Origin of the sequence: Pseudoduganella rhizocola, from assembly GCF_045984285.3 — a bacterium.
Classification (GTDB): Bacteria; Pseudomonadota; Gammaproteobacteria; order Burkholderiales; family Burkholderiaceae_D; genus Rugamonas.
Window position 1 is genome coordinate 159,356 of the sequence record NZ_JBJQIK030000011.1, and the last position, 17,003, is coordinate 176,358.

Annotated in this window: 18 protein-coding genes; 7 read left to right on the plus strand and 11 right to left on the minus strand. The window is 64.6% G+C overall.

Annotated features, from left to right (window positions below; genetic code table 11):
* Positions 1-34: 34 nt before the first annotated feature.
* The 3 genes from ACJRPG_RS21365 to ACJRPG_RS21375 form a co-directional block, all read right to left on the minus strand.
* Positions 35-1,279: a TonB family protein gene (locus tag ACJRPG_RS21365; RefSeq protein ID WP_408002117.1), complete on the minus strand. Its 1,245-nt coding sequence runs from the start codon at positions 1,277-1,279 to the stop codon at positions 35-37.
* Complete coding sequence (locus ACJRPG_RS21370) at positions 1,276-1,653, minus strand: BlaI/MecI/CopY family transcriptional regulator (RefSeq protein ID WP_408002118.1); 378 nt, start codon at positions 1,651-1,653, stop codon at positions 1,276-1,278. The genes ACJRPG_RS21365 and ACJRPG_RS21370 overlap by 4 nt, the downstream gene beginning before the upstream one ends.
* 108 nt (positions 1,654-1,761) lie before the next feature.
* On the minus strand, positions 1,762-2,160 hold the full coding sequence (locus ACJRPG_RS21375) for a response regulator (protein ID WP_408002119.1): 399 nt from the start codon (positions 2,158-2,160) through the stop codon (positions 1,762-1,764).
* A gap of 234 nt (positions 2,161-2,394) precedes the next feature.
* Between ACJRPG_RS21375 and ACJRPG_RS21380 the strand changes: the two genes are divergently transcribed.
* Positions 2,395-2,892: a winged helix-turn-helix transcriptional regulator gene (locus ACJRPG_RS21380; RefSeq protein WP_408002120.1), complete on the plus strand. Its 498-nt coding sequence runs from the start codon at positions 2,395-2,397 to the stop codon at positions 2,890-2,892.
* A 1-nt stretch (position 2,893) separates the two neighbouring features.
* Here the strand turns inward: ACJRPG_RS21380 and ACJRPG_RS21385 are convergent, their stop codons facing one another.
* Genes ACJRPG_RS21385 through ACJRPG_RS21395 form a run of 3 tightly spaced genes read right to left on the minus strand, consistent with a single transcriptional unit; the run spans position 2,894 to position 4,529 of the window.
* Complete coding sequence (locus tag ACJRPG_RS21385) at positions 2,894-3,670, minus strand: anti-sigma factor family protein (protein ID WP_408002121.1); 777 nt, start codon at positions 3,668-3,670, stop codon at positions 2,894-2,896.
* Positions 3,667-4,164: an RNA polymerase sigma factor gene (locus ACJRPG_RS21390; RefSeq protein ID WP_408002122.1), complete on the minus strand. Its 498-nt coding sequence runs from the start codon at positions 4,162-4,164 to the stop codon at positions 3,667-3,669. Before ACJRPG_RS21390 ends, ACJRPG_RS21385 begins: the two co-directional genes overlap by 4 nt.
* Positions 4,165-4,169: 5 nt before the next feature.
* Positions 4,170-4,529: a COG4315 family predicted lipoprotein gene (locus ACJRPG_RS21395; RefSeq protein WP_408002123.1), complete on the minus strand. Its 360-nt coding sequence runs from the start codon at positions 4,527-4,529 to the stop codon at positions 4,170-4,172.
* Positions 4,530-4,682: 153 nt separating this feature from the next.
* Between ACJRPG_RS21395 and ACJRPG_RS21400 the strand changes: the two genes are divergently transcribed.
* Both ACJRPG_RS21400 and ACJRPG_RS21405 read left to right on the plus strand, forming a co-directional pair.
* Positions 4,683-5,447: a DUF4142 domain-containing protein gene (locus tag ACJRPG_RS21400; RefSeq protein WP_408002124.1), complete on the plus strand. Its 765-nt coding sequence runs from the start codon at positions 4,683-4,685 to the stop codon at positions 5,445-5,447.
* A 162-nt stretch (positions 5,448-5,609) separates the two neighbouring features.
* Positions 5,610-8,432: a GGDEF domain-containing protein gene (locus tag ACJRPG_RS21405; RefSeq protein ID WP_408002125.1), complete on the plus strand. Its 2,823-nt coding sequence runs from the start codon at positions 5,610-5,612 to the stop codon at positions 8,430-8,432.
* Here the strand turns inward: ACJRPG_RS21405 and ACJRPG_RS21410 are convergent.
* The 5 genes from ACJRPG_RS21410 to ACJRPG_RS21430 all read right to left on the minus strand — a co-directional run bounded on the left by ACJRPG_RS21410 (position 8,429) and on the right by ACJRPG_RS21430 (position 11,573).
* Complete coding sequence (locus tag ACJRPG_RS21410; protein ID WP_408002126.1) at positions 8,429-8,896, minus strand: OsmC family protein; 468 nt, start codon at positions 8,894-8,896, stop codon at positions 8,429-8,431. The two genes, ACJRPG_RS21405 and ACJRPG_RS21410, sit on opposite strands and share 4 nt — an antisense overlap.
* A gap of 84 nt (positions 8,897-8,980) precedes the next feature.
* Positions 8,981-9,301: an antibiotic biosynthesis monooxygenase family protein gene (locus ACJRPG_RS21415; RefSeq protein WP_408002127.1), complete on the minus strand. Its 321-nt coding sequence runs from the start codon at positions 9,299-9,301 to the stop codon at positions 8,981-8,983.
* Positions 9,298-10,275 (minus strand): zinc-dependent alcohol dehydrogenase family protein, encoded by a 978-nt coding sequence (locus ACJRPG_RS21420; RefSeq protein ID WP_408002128.1) that lies wholly within the window; start codon positions 10,273-10,275, stop codon positions 9,298-9,300. Before ACJRPG_RS21420 ends, ACJRPG_RS21415 begins: the two co-directional genes overlap by 4 nt.
* A 60-nt stretch (positions 10,276-10,335) precedes the next feature.
* Positions 10,336-10,638, minus strand: a complete 303-nt coding sequence (locus tag ACJRPG_RS21425) for an ArsR/SmtB family transcription factor (protein WP_408002129.1) — start codon at positions 10,636-10,638, stop codon at positions 10,336-10,338.
* A gap of 59 nt (positions 10,639-10,697) precedes the next feature.
* Positions 10,698-11,573: a helix-turn-helix domain-containing protein gene (locus ACJRPG_RS21430; RefSeq protein ID WP_408002130.1), complete on the minus strand. Its 876-nt coding sequence runs from the start codon at positions 11,571-11,573 to the stop codon at positions 10,698-10,700.
* 346 nt (positions 11,574-11,919) lie between these two features.
* Here ACJRPG_RS21430 and ACJRPG_RS21435 point away from each other — a divergent pair, with 346 nt between their 5' ends.
* The 4 genes from ACJRPG_RS21435 to ACJRPG_RS21450 all read left to right on the plus strand — a co-directional run.
* Positions 11,920-13,647, plus strand: a complete 1,728-nt coding sequence (locus tag ACJRPG_RS21435; protein WP_408002139.1) for a monovalent cation:proton antiporter-2 (CPA2) family protein — start codon at positions 11,920-11,922, stop codon at positions 13,645-13,647.
* Positions 13,648-13,704: 57 nt separating this feature from the next.
* The gene (locus ACJRPG_RS21440) at positions 13,705-14,595 is read left to right on the plus strand and encodes a LysR family transcriptional regulator (RefSeq protein ID WP_408002131.1); all 891 of its coding nucleotides are present in this window, start codon (positions 13,705-13,707) and stop codon (positions 14,593-14,595) included.
* A 128-nt stretch (positions 14,596-14,723) separates the two neighbouring features.
* A complete protein-coding gene (locus ACJRPG_RS21445) occupies positions 14,724-16,538 on the plus strand; it encodes an amidohydrolase (RefSeq protein WP_408002132.1) in 1,815 nt (604 codons plus the stop codon).
* On the plus strand, positions 16,535-17,003 hold a 469-nt coding region (locus ACJRPG_RS21450), incomplete at its 3' end, for an alginate export family protein (protein WP_408002133.1). The genes ACJRPG_RS21445 and ACJRPG_RS21450, both read left to right, overlap by 4 nt.

The window sequence follows — 17,003 nt, forward strand, 5'->3', positions numbered from 1 at the left end:
TGCGATGCCCGGCGCGAAGGCCGGGCGATAATGCTTAGTGCAACACCCAAACGTATTGCATCTTCATCCAATGCGCCACCGGTGCGCCGCCGCGGGTGGCGGGGTGGAAGCTGCACTTCATGATGCCGGTGCGCGCCGCTTCATCGAGCAAGGGATCGCCGCTTGAGTTGACGATCTTCGATTCCACCGGCTTGCCTGCTTCGCTGATGAGGAAGCTCAGGGTCACGGTGCCGGTATGCTCGGCTTTCAGCGAGGATTCAGGCCAGACAGGCTTTTTGCAGCTGGAGAAATCGGCGATGGCTGGTTTGTCCACGGGTGCATTGGGGTCGCCCGCCGTGGCGCAGCCTGCGGCGGTGAGGCAGAGGGCTGCCAAGACCATGGCGGGAGCGGCCGTCTTCCAGCCGGAACGTTGTGGGGCAGGGCGCAGCAGATGGGTAATACGTTGCATCAAATCTCCTCCATTGGCCGCAATGGCCGTTCGTTGATGGGAGAACTGGAGTTTTTCCAGTTCGGATAGAGCGAGCGCCAGGCGGTGCGCACCGCCGGCGTGGGCACTTGCAAGTTCGTCGGCGATCAGTTCACGCTCGGCGCGGATGCGGCGCGACAGCCACCACACCACCGGGTGGTAGAACAGCACCGTTTCAATCGCGTTCTGCAGCAGGTTCACCAGGTAGTCGAAGCGGCGCACGTGGGCGAGCTCGTGCGCCAGCAGCGCTTCCAGCAGGTCCGGCGGCATGCCCGATACCAGTGAAGCGGGCACCAGCACCACCGGCCGCCACCAGCCCGCAGTGACGGGACTGGCGAGATGAGCCACGATGCGCAGGCGCACGCTGCGGGCGATGCCCAGCGCTTCGGCCAGGCGGTCGGTGCGCTGCTGCAGGCCGGCGTGAACGGCGCCATGGCGCGCGGCGCGCTGGATCCATAGCAGGCCCACCATGGTGCGCAGGCTGAGCGCGCCGATGCAGGCAGCCCACGCGGCCACGACCAGGCCCATATGCTGTGACATCAGCGGCCGCCATTCGTCGCGCGATACGCCCAGCTGCAAGTCATTGGCGCTGGCCGCGGCGCTGGCCGCAGCATTGGCGTCGAGGCGGGTCATGAGGTCGAAGGCCGGCCAGGCAATGCACAGCAGCAGCGCGCCGCAGGCCACCAGGTAGCGGAGCTGCGGACGCGCTCCGCGCAGCGCGTGCAGCGCCAGCGCGGCGGCCAGTCCGATCAGCGCGCCCTGCCACAGGAAGTGCAGCAGGGTCCAGCCCAGGGCGTCGATGATGGCGCTCATTCCTTGTCCTCCTTCAGCATGCGTTCGATCTCTTCACGTTCCTTGCGCGAGATGCCCGTGCGCAGCGCGGCCAGCACCAGGGCCTTGGCCGATCCGGCAAAGGCGCGCTGCAGCAGGTCCTGCAGCAGGTTGGTCTGCAGCGCGTCCTTCGGCTGGGCCGGCGCATAGATATGCGAACGCTGGCTTTCGTCGCGGATCAGCAGGCCCTTGCCGTGCATGATCTGCATCAGGCGCAGCACGGTGCCGTAGGCCAGGTCCGGTTTCCCGGACAGCATGGCTTCATGCACCTGCTTGGCCGTGGCGGAGCCGAGCGGCCACAGCGCCTGCAGCAGTTCCAGTTCAGCGGGAGTAGGTTTGGGTAGTGGCGTATTCATGGTTCATCCTTGTCGATGAACCTAGAATAGTATGTCTAGACAAAGATGTATACTTGAATCTTCAACGGCAGTTTTCAGCTGTTGCGTAAACTAGACAGCTTTGTATAGTTAACTGCGATTGCGCAGCAGATGGGTATGGATGCGCGCCGCCAGGGCGCCGGGCGTGAAGGGCTTGGTGACAAAGTCGGCGGCGCCGACGGAGAGGCCCTTGACGCGGTCTTCCATCGCGTCCGCACCGCTCAGGAAGATGATGGGAATCGATTGCGTCAGCGGGTTGGCTTTCAGCAGCCGGCAGCAGGTAAAGCCATCCATCGACGGCATGCGCACATCCAGCAGGATCAGGTCGGGCTGCTGCGCGATCGCTTCGCGGTAGCCGTCCTCGCCATTGAAGGCCACCGACACGCGGTAGGGCAATTCGCTCAGCAGGTCGACCAGCATGCGCTGCTCGAAAGCGGAGTCTTCCACGATCAGGATGTGACGCACACTGGTATCGCTGGTCAGGTACATGCTTATCTCGCTGCTAACAATCTCCCCATTATGCCTGCTTTCTTTATCAAAACAACCATTCAAAAAAAATAGTCATATTGCTGTGCATTGTGATTTTTGGTGAGTCTCCTCGCTTGTTTTTTACGGTAAAACAGGAGCTGTGTTGAGTAGCGATGAAGCAATGCTGCCGGCGGCGATCCGGCGCACCTGAAAGGGCAGCACGCTGTCCAGACAAGAAAATTTTTGGGAGGTATTATGAAGCACACTGATTTCGGTCAGATGCCGTGTCCGATCGCCCGCAGCCTCGGCAAAGTTGGCGAATGGTGGAGTATCCTGATTCTGCGGGACGCGTTTTACGGGTTGACCCGGTTCGATGAATTCGAGAAGAGCCTGAAGATCGCGCCGAACATGCTGACGCGCCGCCTGGCGGGCCTGGTGCAGAGCGGCCTGATGGAGAAGCGCCTGTACAGCACCCGGCCGCCGCGCTATGAATACCTGCTCACCGACGAAGGCCGCGCCTTCAAGCCGGTGCTGCTGTCCTTTATTGCCTGGGGTAATCAGCATCTTGCACCGGAAGGCGCCAGCCTGCTGGTGGTGAGCCGCGAAACCGGCAAGCCGGCCGACCAGGTGCTGGTGGATGCCAACAGCGGCCTGGCCATCAATGACGAGGACTATATGTTCGCGCCCGGCCCGGCAGCCAATGAAGTGATGCGCATGCGCCTGAGCGAAGTGGGCAAGCGCGCCCACGTCTGATTCAGGGTTCCAGCTGCCGGTAGACGGCGTTCGCAATGTCGCCCAGCGCCGCTTTCGGCACGCTGGCCGACAGCGCATAGCCGAAACTGCCGTCTATCCAGTAGAACACGCTGACCGGCCCTTCCTGCGCGAAGCGGAAGCCGGTTTCCTGCTTTCCCTGCTGGCCTGAACTCACATAGAGCGTCAGGCGCTGGCCGCTGGCGTCCGCATACATGAACTGCGCCACCGGGCCGTTGTCGCCCGGCAGCAGGCGTCCGCCCACCAGCTCGAATCCCTGTTGCGACAGCAGCGGCGGCCTGAGCTGGGTGCCCAGCCGTTTCGAGAGCCAGGCCACCAGGTGCTGCTGCTGGTCGGCGCCCACTTCCACCGGATGCCGCACTTCCGGGCTGTACACGGCATGCGCCAGCGCCGCCTGGCGCGGCAAGGCGGTGCGCAGCTGTGCAGCCAGCAGCTCATCGGTCTGGTGCATGCGCCCGTGCAGCATCCAGCCGCCCGCGCCGCCCAGCAGGCCGGCGCCGATGGCAATGGCCAGCGTGGCCACCATGCGCGGCGTGGGCAGCCAGCTGCGGCGCGGCGCCTGCTGCAGGGCTTCCGGCAGCGTTTCGTCCAGCACGGGATTGAACAGCGCGCGCAGGCTGACGTTCTGTTCGCGGTAAGCACGCAGGCGCTCGGCCTGCTGCGGATGGGCTGCCAGATAGTCATCCACCGCGGCGCGCCGCGCGGGTGCCAGGCGGCCGTCCACCCAGGCCTGCAGTTCGGCTTCGCTGACGGTATTCATTTCACCACCTTGAGGGGAGCGGGCAGGGGATGGCCCAGCATCAATAGCCGCAGCCGTTCCCGGCCGCGCGACAGGCGCGACATCACGGTGCCGGGCGGGATGCCCAGCGTGGCCGCCACTTCCTGGTACGACATTTCTTCCAGCGCCACCAGCAGCAGCACTTCACGCTGCTCCGGCGGCAGCAGGGCCAGCGCGGATTCCATATCGCGCATCTCCAGCCGTGAGGACGGCGGGGCGGCGAGGTGCAGCTCCTCGCTCAGCTCCACCATTTCCGGCGCGCCGCGGCGCAGCCGGTCCACATGCAGATTGTGCATGATGCTGAACAGCCAGGGCCGCATATCGCTGTTGCGGCGCCAGGACGACAGGCGGCTCCAGCCGCGCTCCACCGTATCCTGCACCAGGTCGTCCGCTTCGCTGCGGTCGCCCAGCAGCGCCCGCGCGTAGCGGCGCAGGCGCGGCAGGCAGGCGAGCAGGCTGGCGCTGTCGTCCTGCATCCGGCTTAGTCCTTCACCACGTGCCACACGTCCTTGAAGTTGTCGCCGCTGCGTTCGCCGGCCTTGCTGTCCTTGGCGTAGTAATACAGGGGCTTGCCCTTGTAGGCCAGCTGGCGCATGCCGTCGTCGCGCGTGATTGCGCTGTAGGGCGCGGCCACTTCCGCCGGCGCGGGCACGGCGGGCCACAGCTTCAGGCAGCCGTCCATGCAGGCGCTCTTGCCGCTGTTGGCGCTGTCCTTGTCGAAGGTGTAGACGGTCATGCCCTTGTCATCGACCAGGATGCCGTCGCTTTTCTTGAGCGGGTCGGCGGCGTGGGCGGCGCTGCTGATGAGCAGGGCGGCGGCGAGGAAGGCAAATGGTTTCATGGTGGTCTCCGTTGAGATTGAGAGGGACTGCACGAGGTATACGTGGCGTGCGGCCCCGCTATTCCATAAAACGTAAAATTATTTTTCGCCTTTAAGAATAAAACAAAAATCCTGGAAGCGGCTTTTTCTGTCAAACAACACAGGGAGATTCGCATGAACAAAGCAAGGATGTGGAAGAGTTACCTGGGCGTACCGGTTCTGGCGGCAATGCTGAGCATGGGCTCGGCCTATGCCCAATCGCTGGCCAGCGGCGACCAGAAAGCGCTGAAGGACATGGCCATGGCCAATATGGCCGAAGTGGAGACCGGCAAGCTGGCCTTGCAGAAGTCCCAGAACGCCGAGGTGAAAGCTTTCGCCCAGCAGATGGTGGATGACCACAGCAAGGGCCTGGAGGAGGTGAAGAAGGTGGCCAGCGCCAAGAACGTGACGCTGCCGACCGAACTCGATGCCAAGCACAAGGCCATGTCGAAGAAGCTGGAAGGACTGTCCGGCGACAAGTTCGACCGCGAATACATGGAGCTGGCGGGCGTAAAGTCGCACAAGGAAGCCAAGGCCATCGTCAGCAAGGCGCAGACCGGCGCCAAGGACGCTGATGTGAAAGGCGTGGCGGCCAAGCTGCAGCCCACCATCGAGCAGCATATGGGCCATGTGCAGCAGCTGAACGCCAGCCTGAAGAGCGGCACCTCGATGGGCGCCAGCGGCAGCGCAGGCAGCAGCGGCAGCGGCCAGCCTGCGAAGGATATGAAGCGGGGCGATACCACCGCCGCGCCGGGCGCCAGCGACGCCAGCGGCACCAGTGCCGCCGGCACTACCGGCAGCACGGTGCGGGACGGCAGCAAGCCGCCTGCGCCCAAGGATAGCGGCAACACCGATTCGCCCAACCATCCGTCCAATCCGGCCAACAAGGTCACGAAGTAAGCCTCCTCAGGCCGGGCAGACACCGCCTGCCCGGCCTTCCTTCCCCCCGTCCCCATTTCTTGTCTCAAAAGCCATAGGCTTTGTCACTTTTTACACTGCAGCGCCGCATTCGAGGCGAAGTGTGAAATAATGATTATCAGAAAAATTACTGTGGGGAATCCAGTGCTGGATTTGTTTGCGCTCGACAATGAGGTCGCGCAGTGGGAAGCGGAATTGCCGGAATCGCACGGCGTACCGCGTCTGCACCTGCTCGCCCAGCTCGCCTGGCAGATGCGCCAGCGCGACGTCGCGCGCGCCGCCGAATACGCCGCCGAAGCGGTGCCCCTGCTGTTCCTGCTGCCGGAACACGAACAGGACAATCTCTCCGCACGCTTCATGCTGGTGGAGGCGGAATCGCGCTGGCTGTTCGGCGAGCTGGACGCGGCGCAGGCGCTGGCCGAACATGCGCAGCGCGAGTTCGTCCGCCTTGAAGCGCCGCTGGGTGAATCCGATGCACACTGGCTGCTGGCCTGGATTGCCACCGACCGTGGCGACTCCGTGCGCAGCGACCGCGAACTGGAACTGGCCGCGGCGGCCGCACGCGCGGCCAATGAGCCGATGCGCGTGGACGTGTTCGAAGCCGCCGCCGCACTGTGCAGCGTGTTCCGCAACCTGCAGAGCGCCAACAGCCGCTGGGGCGGGCGCTTCAGCGAAGACCTGAACGGCCAGCACCCGGTAGTGGCGGGCTGGATCAGCGATTACCTGGGCACCAGTGCCTTCCAGGCGGCCGATTTCGGCCGCGCCATCAGCCACCTGATGGTGGCTTTCGAAGCGGCCATGGCCACCGGCCAGCTGCGCCGCGCCATCATCGTGGCCACCAATATCGGCAACGGCTTCACCAGCCTGAATGCGCACGACGCGGCGCTGGAATGGATGCAGCGCGGCCTCGACATCGCGCGCCCCACGGGCTGGCCGATGAGTGTGGGCCTGTGCCAGATGCAGACCGCGGAAACCCTGCGCCAGCTGGGCCAGCGCGAATCCGCCAAGAGCCTGCTGCGCGAGGCGCTGGAAACGCTGCGGCCGGTGTGCGGCTCGCGCTGCTATGCGGTGGCGCTGGAATACCAGGGCGACCTGGCCCTTGACCTGGGCGACTACACGGCTGCCCTGAACAGCTTCCGCGATCTCGAACGGCGCGGCCATGCACTCGACCAGAGCGATTTCCAGAGCGGCGCACGGCGCGGACAGGCGCATGCGCTGTCCATGCTGGACCGTCCGGAAGAGGCGCTGGACGCGGCACGCGCCGCGCTGGCGATGGCGCAGGGCGATCCTTACAACCGCATCGCGGCCTTGCGCGTGCTGGCCGAGATCCACGCGGCGCACATGCTGCCGAATCCCGAGGCGATGGAAGCGCCCAACGCCGTGCTGCATTACCTGCAGCAGGCCATGGCGACGGCGGCGATCATCGAAGGCTACATCATCCCGGGCGTGCTGCTGGATGCGGCGGCGCGCGAATATGCCGCCAGCGGCGACTACGGCCGCGCCTACGAAATCTCGCTGCAGGCCAGCGCCGCGCGCGACCGCACGCACAGCCAGGAAGCCACCAACCGCGCCATCGCCATGCAGGTGCAGTACCAGACCGAGCGCGCGCAGACGGAAAGCGAGCACCACCGCCAGCTGGCCGAGGCCGAGGCGCGGCGTTACGAAGTGCTGGAACAGACCAATGCGGCGCTGAGCCACCTGAGCGCGATCGGCCAGGAAATCACGGCGCACCTGGATTCCGGCGCCGTGTTCCGCGCGCTGGACCGCCACGTGCATGGCCTGCTCGATGCAACCCACTTCTCCGTGTTCCTGCTGGAGCCGAATGGCCTTTACCTGCACTGCGCCTTCGGCGTCGAAGCCGGACGCACCTTGCCGGCCACGCGCCATGCGCTGGACGACCCGCAGGCCAATTCCGCACGCTGCGTGCGTGAGCGGCGCGAGATCCTGATCGAGATCGATGGCGATGCGGTGACGCCGAACCTGATTCCCGGTTCCCTCGAAACGCGCAGCCTGCTGTTTGCGCCGCTGAGCATCGGCGAACGCGTGCTGGGCGTGATGACGGTGCAGTCGATGACGCCGCACGCCTACGGCGAGCGCGAACGCATGATCTTCCGCACGCTGTGCGCCTACGGCGCGATCGCCCTGGATAACGCGGCGGCCTACCGCCAGGTGGCGGCCACGCTGAAGACCCTGAGTGCAACGCAGGCACAGCTGCTGGAAAAGAACCTGGAACTGGAGCGCGCCTACAAGGCGCTGGAAGACGTGAGCCTGACCGACCAGCTGACCGGCCTGCGCAACCGCCGCTTCTTCCTGCAGCATGTGGAATCCGACGTGGCACTCAGCCTGCGCCGCTACGACGAAGGCGCGACATCCGCCTCGCCGGACCGCGACCTGGTCTTCTTCATGGTGGACCTGGACTACTTCAAGGAAGTGAACGACACCCACGGCCACGCCGCGGGCGATGCGGTGCTGGTGCAGATGCAGGAGCGCCTGCGCGAAGTGTTCCGCGAAACGGACTACCTGGTGCGCTGGGGCGGCGAGGAATTCCTGGTGCTGGCGCGCGCCATCCAGCGCGACGAAGCGCACGCGGTGGCCGAACGGGTGCGCACGGCGGTCGCTTCGCGTCCCTTCGAACTGCCGGGCGGCGCGCTGATCCAGCGCACCTGCTCGATCGGCTTTGCCTGCTTCCCCTTCCTGCCGCAGGCGCCGCGCCTGCTCAACTGGTCGCAGGTGGTGGAGCTGGCCGACCAGGCGCTGTATATCGCCAAGCACTCCGGCCGCAATGGCTGGACGGCGCTCTACGCGACCGACAATACGCCGCAAGGCGACCTGTTCGACCATCTGGTGACGGACCTGCGCCACGCCATCGAGCGCGGCGAAGTGAAAGTGATCACCAGCCTCGTGCAGCCGCTAGCGCTGGACGGCGCGCCGCGCCGCCTTGGCCTCGCCAGCAGCGCGGCGGCTTAGTACTGCACCGGCGCTTCCACCGTAATCTCGGTCTTCAGCGAATTCGCGATATAGCACTTGTCGTGCGCTTCGTGGTGGATTGCCGCGATTTCCTCCTCGCCGGGCCAGGCCGTGCCGGCGAACACGATGTTCGGGCGCAGCGTAATGCTGGTCATCGCCATGCGGCCCTGTGCGTCCTTCTCCAGCAGGCCGACGGCGTGGTCGCTGTAGCTCTCCACCGTGTGGCCGCGCTTCGCTGCAATCGACAGGAAGAACAGCATATGGCAGCTGGAGGCGGCTGCCACCAGCGCTTCTTCCGGATCCACATTATCGGCATTGGACATCGGTAGCGGCACCGACAGCGGCGACGACGATGCCGGCACCCGCAAGCCGCCATCAAAAATCCATTCGTGCGCGCGGCTGTATTTCTGATCGAGGAAAGGCTGCCCCTTGCGCTGCCATTCCAGTTTGGCTTCGAATTGCATGGATGCTCCTGTTGCTGTGAATAGGAAGGGGCATCTTATCGTATTCAATGCAAAAGGCCGAAAGCGGGCTTTCGGCCTTCCGGTTTATGCGGGCAATATGCCAGCGTCTTGCTCAGCACCGGCGCTGCGGACGTGGTACACCGCCGGTTCAGCCGCCAGGTGCTCTTGCAGGCCGAGCATGAAGACACGATGGTCCTCGCTGGCTTCGAATCCTGGCGTATGGTCTTCCAGCAACTCCCAGCGCACGATGAGCGTGAAGTGCGACGGCTCCTCAATTCCCTGCATGAGCGAATGCCCCTGGTAGCCCTTTGCGCGCGACAGCAGGTGTGCAACCGCGGCAAACGCCCGTGCGAAGGCATTGAGCTGACCGGTTTTGACGGGGAAGGAAGCGATCTCGTGGATCATGCCTGTTCCCCGACTGGCACCACGGCGATCGCGACTTTCCCACGCAGCCCGTTGTCGCGGCTTTCGAGGCGTGCATGGGCGGCGGCAATGTCGGCCAGCGCATACGTCGCTCCGATATGCGGCCGCAGTTGGCCGCGATCGGCCAGCTCGCGCAGCTCATCGAGTTTGCCGCGGTTCTGCCGCGTGAACACGAAGTGGTAGCTCGCATTCTTGCCCCAGGCCTGGATAAGGTTTTGCGGCTGTGCGATATCGACGATCGAAACCAGCCGGCCGAGCTGCGCGAGCGCATCGGGCGTGCGGGACAGCGTGTCGCCCCCAATCGTGTCCAGCACCACGTCCACGCCGCAGCCCCCCGTTTCGCGCATGACTGCGGCGACGTAGTCTTCCTGCTCGTAGTCGATGACGACATCGGCGCCCATACTGCGGGCGAATTCGAAGTTCGGTTCGCGCACAGTGGTAATCACCCGTGCGCCGATGGCCTTCGCCAGCTGGATGGCCACATGGCCCACGCCGCCCGCGCCGCCGTGCACCAGGATGCTTTCGCCGACCCGAAGTCCGGCACGCACGAGCAGCGCTTCCCACGCGGTACCGCCGACCAGGCTCAGGCTGGCCGCCTCCAGATGGCTGAGCGAGGCCGGTTTTTTGCCGATGATGTTTTCGGCAGCAACGTGGTACTCCGCATAGCTGCCTGGACCCTGGAAGATCTGCGGCGTGTACCACACTTCGTCGCCCGGGGCGAAGGCGGTCACGCCCGCGCCGACTTGTTCCACCACCCCGGATACATCGTGGCCGGTAATGGCGGGCAGCGGCACCAGGTCGGCGTAGTCGCCGCGGCGTACCTGATAGTCCAACGGATTGATGGAAGTAGCGTGGACGCGGACAAGAACCTGCCCTGCTCCCGGCACCGGTTTCGGCACCTCGGAAAGTTCGAATGCGTCGGGGCCGCCAAATTTTTTCAGAGTAATAGCTTTCATAGGGTCTCGTTTCGTTAAAAAGGGATATCGGGAATTATCGATGTAATGCGGCAAAAAAAATCACAGGTCTTTGCCGATAAGCTCGGCCAGGGCCCTGATGGCCTTCTCGTTTCGCTTGTAGTAGGTCCACTGGCCGATACGCTGCACTTCAACCAGGCCTGCCCGCTGCAAAGTTGCAAGATAATCCGAGACCGTCGACTGCGACAAGCCAATACCCTCCTGGATACTGCTGACGCAGACACCGACCGTATGCACATCTCCCTCGTCTTGCGGCGGGAAGCTGTTGGCGGGGTCCTTCAACCGTTTCAGGATTTCCAGGCGAGTACGGTTCGAAAGGGCCTTGAATATCTCAAGTAAGTCCATGCGCCGAGTATATCGAAAATTCCCGATTTGTCAATCCGCATGGATTGGCTTAGGGCATCCTAAGTCAGCATGGCGGCCCGCCATGCGGCCGGGGTGGTGCCGGTCAGCTTGCGGAACGTCCGCCCAAAGTGCACGGCGTCCGAGAAGCCGGTGGCCTCGGCAATATCTTCCAGGCCGCCGTTCGTATTCAGCAGCAGCTCCTTGGCGCGTTTCACACGGGCCAGCAGTTGCCACTGATACGGCGCCAAGCCGGTCGAGGTTTTGAAGGCGCGGCTGTAGTGGGATTGCGAAAGACCGGCCAGCTCAGCCAGGGCTGCGAGCTCCACCCGCGCCGGCAGCTTCGCCTCAAGATAGCTCATTGCATCCTTCAGCTGGAGGGGCGACAGCCCGGCCTTGCTGCCCTTCGCCTCTGCGGGGCGTTCGAACAGCAGGGATGCGATCGCGGCCGTGAGCGAGTCGCCGTACAGCTGCGCTGTGGGGTCGGCACAGCCGATCGCGTCCGCCAGCAAGCGGATCAAGGTCCACAGCCGGTCGTCCGAAAAGCGCAGCCGCGGCACGTCAATCAATCCCAGCGATCCGGACAGGCCCAGCCGCTCCTGCAGCATGGCGCCATCGAAGCTGACCGTCGCACACTTGAGATAGCTCGGTTCCGCGGCATGTCCCCACAGTTCCATCTCGGCCGGCACGAACCACATGGGACGCGGCCTGTAGGCATGCGGGTTGGGTATATGCGGGGCCGAGCGGGGCTCGGCGTGGTCGCGCCCAACCTCTTCGAGCTGTGCGCCAAGGCGGGTCAGCGTTTCGTTGCGGTTCAGCCGGACCAGGACGCTGCCGGTACAGGTGTATTCCACCAGGTCGACATTGACGCCATTCCAGCCACGGCTGGAGGCCGTCAGCGTCGCCACGTTCTCCGGCAGTCCGGGCGCATTGCTCATGGGCGTTGCCCTGCCTGCGGCACACCCTTCAGAACTGCCATTGTCGCGCACCGGGACTCCTGTTTAATTGTGACAATTGATGCTATCACCGCAACAATCGCTCCGGTAGCCGCGCGATCCGGCTAACTGTGCGACGCAAACAGGAACGCGGCCGCCGCGCTGTTCCACTTTGCGTGACACAGCTGGACATAAACAGCACTAGCTCATTCGTGCAGCGGGACGTTATCATTTTCTCCATTTGGGGATCGGCAAGCGCCGTCCACATAACCGCATCACTGATATCGAGAAGGGTGGCTTCATGGCGGGATCGAGCCTGGGACAGACGATTGGGCCTGTCGTTGTGCTGATGGGAGCAGCAGTTATTGCGGTGCCCTTGTTCCGAAGACTCGGCCTTGGATCCGTACTCGGCTATTTTTCGGCGGGCATGCTGATCGGTCCGTCCGTGCTGGGCTTCGTGACGAATCCCCAGTCCATCCTGCACATCTCCGAGCTGGGCGTGGCGATGTTCCTGTTCGTGATCGGGCTGGAGCTGCGCCCGCCGAAGCTATGGGCAATGCGGAGCCAGATCTTCGGCCTCGGGCTGGCCCAGGTCAGCGCCGCCATGGCGGCGCTGGCGCTGACTGCCTATGCCGGTTTCGGGTTTTCCGCGCCGGCCGCCTTTGTGGCCGGCGCGGGCTTTGTATTGTCCTCAACCGCGGTCATCATGACGGTGCTGCAGGACCGGGGCGAAATGTCAGGTGCGGAAGGGCAGAAGTCGGTGGCGATCCTGCTGCTGGAGGACCTCATGATCGTGCCGTTGCTGGCGCTGGTCACGCTGATGTCGCCGGCGTCGCAGGCGAGCTCGGGCTGGTCCGGCATTCTGGTCCCCCTGGCGGCGCTGCTGTCGCTGCTGGCCGTATCGCACTGGGGCCTCAACACCTTCTTCGCCTTGCTGGCGCAGGCCCGCGCGCGTGAGGTGCTGACCGCTGGCGCGCTGCTGGTGGTCCTGTGCGCGGCGCTGCTGATGGAGTTCGCCGGCCTGTCGATGGCAATGGGCGCGTTCCTGGCGGGCGTGATGCTGTCGAATTCGAGCTACAGGCACCAGATAGAGAGCGATATCGAACCTTTCCGCGGCCTGCTGATGGGCCTGTTCTTTCTGGCGGTGGGGATGTCGCTCGACCTTGCCATCGTCGCGGCCGAATGGCCTTTGCTGCTGGCCCTCTTGCTCGCTTTCATGCTGGTGAAGGGAACCGCGGTCTATGCGGTCGGCCGCCTGTTCGGCGCATCGGCGCGCCAGGCCCTGCACCGGACGTCGATGTTCCTGCAAGGCGGCGAATTCGCCTTCGTGCTCTACGCTGCCGCAATGGCCGCCGGCATTCTCGATGCGAGGGAAAACGCCCTGTTCGCCACGGTGATCGTCCTGTCGATGGCGGTGTCGCCATTACTGATGCTCGCCGCCGGCCGCCTGCCGCATGCGGAAGCTTCGATGGACGGCGTGGATCCCGCGCAGGACCTGAAGGGCCGGATACTGGTCATCGGCTTCGGCCGCTTCGGCCAGATCGCTTCGCAGATCTTGCTGTCCAGCGGCGTCACGCTCTCGGTCATCGACAAGGATCCCGGCCGCATCCGCGATGCGGAACGCTATGGCTTCAAGGTCTTCTTCGGCGAGGGCACCCGGTTGGACACGCTGCGGCATTCAGGCGCGGGCGAGGCCGATGCCATCATGGTATGCATTGACGATCCCGTGGCTGCGCTGCAGATTGCCAGGCTGGCGCAAGCCGAGTTCCCGCAGGCCAGGCTGCTGGTGCGCAGCTACGACCGCACCCATGCCGTGGAACTGATACGCGCGGGCGTGGACTACCAGGTCCGGGAAACGGTCGAATCAGCCTACCTGATGGGTGCGGAGGGGCTGCGGGTGCTGGGCTACGCGCAAGCCGATGTCGAGCAGGCCGCCGACGATATCCGCCAGCGGGATGCGGGGCGCCTGTCCCAGCAGGTGCAGGGAAACCCGATGTCCGGCCTGGACCTGCTGCATTTCCCCATCATCCCGGAGCCCCTGCACGCGCCGGCAGCGCGCAAGCCGGGTGCCCGGTAAGGTGCGGTAGGCGGTACGATTGCGGAACAGCCCGGTGGCGCAACAGGGAGCAATGTAGTGGATATCGAAGAACTGCGGACATTTGTGGAACTGGCCGATGCAGGCGGAATCTCGGCCGCCGCGCTCCGGCTCGGGGTCGCCAAGTCGATCGTCAGCCGCCGGCTCACCAGGCTGGAAGCGGAGATGGGCGTCCAGCTGCTGTCCCGCACCACGCGCGGCGCGGCGCTGACGGAAGCGGGCGCCGCATTCCGCGACTATGCGGCCAGGGCCTGCGCCGAAGTGGACCAGGCACGGGAAACGATTTCGCCGACCGGCGAGCTGTGCGGCCGCCTGCGCATTGCTGCCCCGCTGACATTCGGCCCGACACACTTTGCGCCACTGCTCGCCGAGATGGCGCGGCGCCATCCGCAACTGCATATCCACACCTGCTATAGCGACCATGTCGTCAATCTCGTGCAGGAAGGCTTCGATTGCGCGATCCGCGTGGGCTATCTCCAGGATTCCAACCTGGTGGCGAAATATGTGGGACCGATTCACGGGTCGGCCGTGGCGAGCCCGGACTACATCAAGGCGCATGGGGAACCCGAAACACCCGACGACATCCTCAAGCACCAGGCGCTGATGCAGGGCACGGAAGCCTGGTATTTCATGGACGGCGACAAAACAGTCACCATCCGTCCGCAAGGGCGCTTCAAGGCCGATAACGGCGCCGCGCTGGTGACTGCCGCGGCCGCAGGCCTCGGCGTCGGCTATCTCCCGAATCTCATCATCCAGGACCATCTCCGTTCCGGCGCCCTGGTCCCCATCATGACGCGCTATCCGGTAGCGCCTGCCGCGGCCTATGTCGTGCGTCCGCCAGGCCAGCATCCGGCGAAGAAGGTGCGCCTGCTGGCCGAACTGCTGATTGAGTATTTCGAAACCATGCCTTCGATTGCAAAGCGCCCTTAATGCGAACACCATGATCGGATTGTGCTGCCGCCAGCAAGAACGATCAGTGACTGCGGCCTGCCCGCTGGGTAGCATCCCCTGTAGTGCACACGCTGCGGCGTGTGGTCTCTCAACATCCAACAAGGGGAATGGCATTGAAGTTACTTTTACTGATCGGGCTGCTGGCGGTGAATGGCTTGACCAACGTCCATGCACAAACCAGCCAGGAAGCCCCGGGCGCCGACCTGATCGTGCACAACGCCAGGATCTATACCGGCAATCCCGCACAGCCCGCGGCATCCGCCGTCGCCGTCAAGAACGGCCGCATCTACTCGGTCGGCACGGATGCCGAGGTGCTGGGGCTGAAGAATGCCAGGACGCGGGTCATCGACTCCGGCGGCCGGCGGCTTATTCCGGGCATCATCGACGCGCACACCCATGTGCTGAATGAAGGCGGGTACAACTACACCTTGCGCTGGGACGGCGTGCCGACACTGCGCAAGGCACTCGCAATGCTGAGCGAGCAAGCCAAACGCACGCCGGAAGGCCACTGGGTAAAGGTGGTGGGCGGCTGGTCCCCCTACCAGTTCGAGGAAAAGCGCTTTCCCACCATGGACGAGCTGCGCAAGGCGGTGCCCAACCGTCCGCTGTTCGTGCAGTACGCCTACAACCGGGGCTTCATGAACCAGCAGGCGATGGATGCCCTCGGCGTGGGCACGGACAAATTCCCCAGCCTGCCGGGTACCGAGCTGGAAAAGGATGCGCAGGGCAAGTACACCGGTGTGGTCCATGGCTACACCTTCACCTTTATCGCCATCGAAACCATGGTGCCCCAGCTCTCCTTCGATGAGGAGGTGAGCTCGCTGGTGCAGACGGTGCACAGCCTTAACCGTGTCGGCGTCACGTCCATCGTGGATTCCGGCACAGGCTTCCGCGGATACCCCAAGGCCCAGCGCACCGTGGACGCCGTGGCGCGCGATAACCGCCTCAACATCCGCATGCCCTTCGTCGACATCCAGTTTGGCGAAGGCGAGAACTTCAACGTGGTGGATGCGCAGATCAATGCGATTACCAGGACGGAGCCGATCGCTCCCGGGCACAACCTGCATCCGCAGCTGGCGCACGGCCACGTCTACCGCGGCGCCGGCGAGCTGCTGTCGGTGGAGGTGCACGACCACGAGAACTTCGACCGCCCGACGCTCATCATTGCGCCGGAAAAAATGCATGAACTGGTGGAGCGCGACATCGCGAAGCTGGTCAAGCGGCGCATTCCCTTCCGCGAGCACATCAGCTACGACGAGAACATCACGCCCTTCCTCGATGCGCTGGAGAAGCTGAACCGGAAGACGCCGCTGGACGGCCTGCGCTGGAGCATTGAACACGCCGAAACCATCAGTCCCGCGAACATCGCCAGGGTGAAGGCGCTGGGCGGCGGCATCGCCCTCGACACCAAGATGGCGCTGCATGGCGACGGCTTCATCAAGACCCATGGCCGCGACAAGGCCTTGCTGACGCCGCGCCTGCGCGAGCTTGTCGATAGCGGCATCCCGCTGGCCATGACCACGGACGCCTTCCGCGCCGCCTCCTTCAACCCTTGGGTGGGCATCAGCTGGATGGTGTCGGGTAAATCCATCTCGGGCGCCGAAGTGCTGGCCAGGGACAACCGGCTGAGCCGTGGTGAGGCGCTGGGGCTGTTCACGCGCAAGGCCGCCTGGTTCCTGCATGCCGAAGGTGAGATGGGCATGATCGCTCCCGGCTACCTGGCCGACTTCGTGCTGCTGGACAGGGACTACTTCGTGGTGCCTGAGGCGCAGATCAAGTCCATCACCTCGGTGCTGACGGTCATGGACGGCCGCGTGGTGTATGGCGCGCAGGATTACAGCTCGCTGTCGCCGGCGTTGCCCGAGATCCTGCCGGCATGGTCGCCGATCAAACACTTCGGCGGCTATTACCACGCGCAGTGAGGCCCCGGAACAAGTGCCGCGTAGCGGCTGCTGCGTGGCTCGGCATTCCCTTGCTGCTGGCGGCCGATGCCGCGCTGGCGCAGTTCCGGCCCTTGCGCTTCGACGACGACTTTCGCGCCCAGCGCCAGGCTTGTGCCGGGGACGGCGGCGGCAGCGCATGCTGGAAGGACAGCCCGGTGGCCAGCCAGCTGCGCCTGAGCGTCGGCGGCGACTTGCGCTTGCGCTACGAGTACGCCGGCAATCCGCGCTATGGGCTGGACCGCCAGGACCTGTGGGGCGTGCTGATGCAGCGCAGCTCGGTCTTTGCCGACCTTCGACTGGGTGAACACTGGCGCGGCTTCGCTCAACTGGCCAGCTCCGTTGCCAATGGCCGTGCCGCCGGGCCGTCCCCGGTGGACGAGAACCGGCTGGACCCCAGCAACCTGTTTGTCGAATGGCAGCCGGTGCGGGACGGCGATGGCAGCA

Excerpts from the sequence above, each read along its gene's own strand:
- ACJRPG_RS21365 (WP_408002117.1), bottom strand. The coding sequence starts at position 1,279 with ATGAGCGCCATCATCGACGCCCTGGGCTGGACCCTGCTGCACTTCCTG.
- ACJRPG_RS21370 (WP_408002118.1), bottom strand. The coding sequence starts at position 1,653 with ATGAATACGCCACTACCCAAACCTACTCCCGCTGAACTGGAACTGCTG.
- ACJRPG_RS21375 (WP_408002119.1), bottom strand. The coding sequence starts at position 2,160 with ATGTACCTGACCAGCGATACCAGTGTGCGTCACATCCTGATCGTGGAA.
- ACJRPG_RS21380 (WP_408002120.1), top strand. The coding sequence starts at position 2,395 with ATGAAGCACACTGATTTCGGTCAGATGCCGTGTCCGATCGCCCGCAGC.
- ACJRPG_RS21385 (WP_408002121.1), bottom strand. The coding sequence starts at position 3,670 with ATGAATACCGTCAGCGAAGCCGAACTGCAGGCCTGGGTGGACGGCCGC.
- ACJRPG_RS21390 (WP_408002122.1), bottom strand. The coding sequence starts at position 4,164 with ATGCAGGACGACAGCGCCAGCCTGCTCGCCTGCCTGCCGCGCCTGCGC.
- ACJRPG_RS21395 (WP_408002123.1), bottom strand. The coding sequence starts at position 4,529 with ATGAAACCATTTGCCTTCCTCGCCGCCGCCCTGCTCATCAGCAGCGCC.
- ACJRPG_RS21400 (WP_408002124.1), top strand. The coding sequence starts at position 4,683 with ATGAACAAAGCAAGGATGTGGAAGAGTTACCTGGGCGTACCGGTTCTG.
- ACJRPG_RS21410 (WP_408002126.1), bottom strand. The coding sequence starts at position 8,896 with ATGCAATTCGAAGCCAAACTGGAATGGCAGCGCAAGGGGCAGCCTTTC.
- ACJRPG_RS21415 (WP_408002127.1), bottom strand. The coding sequence starts at position 9,301 with ATGATCCACGAGATCGCTTCCTTCCCCGTCAAAACCGGTCAGCTCAAT.
- ACJRPG_RS21420 (WP_408002128.1), bottom strand. The coding sequence starts at position 10,275 with ATGAAAGCTATTACTCTGAAAAAATTTGGCGGCCCCGACGCATTCGAA.
- ACJRPG_RS21425 (WP_408002129.1), bottom strand. The coding sequence starts at position 10,638 with ATGGACTTACTTGAGATATTCAAGGCCCTTTCGAACCGTACTCGCCTG.
- ACJRPG_RS21430 (WP_408002130.1), bottom strand. The coding sequence starts at position 11,573 with ATGAGCAATGCGCCCGGACTGCCGGAGAACGTGGCGACGCTGACGGCC.
- ACJRPG_RS21435 (WP_408002139.1), top strand. The coding sequence starts at position 11,920 with ATGGGAGCAGCAGTTATTGCGGTGCCCTTGTTCCGAAGACTCGGCCTT.
- ACJRPG_RS21445 (WP_408002132.1), top strand. The coding sequence starts at position 14,724 with ATGGCATTGAAGTTACTTTTACTGATCGGGCTGCTGGCGGTGAATGGC.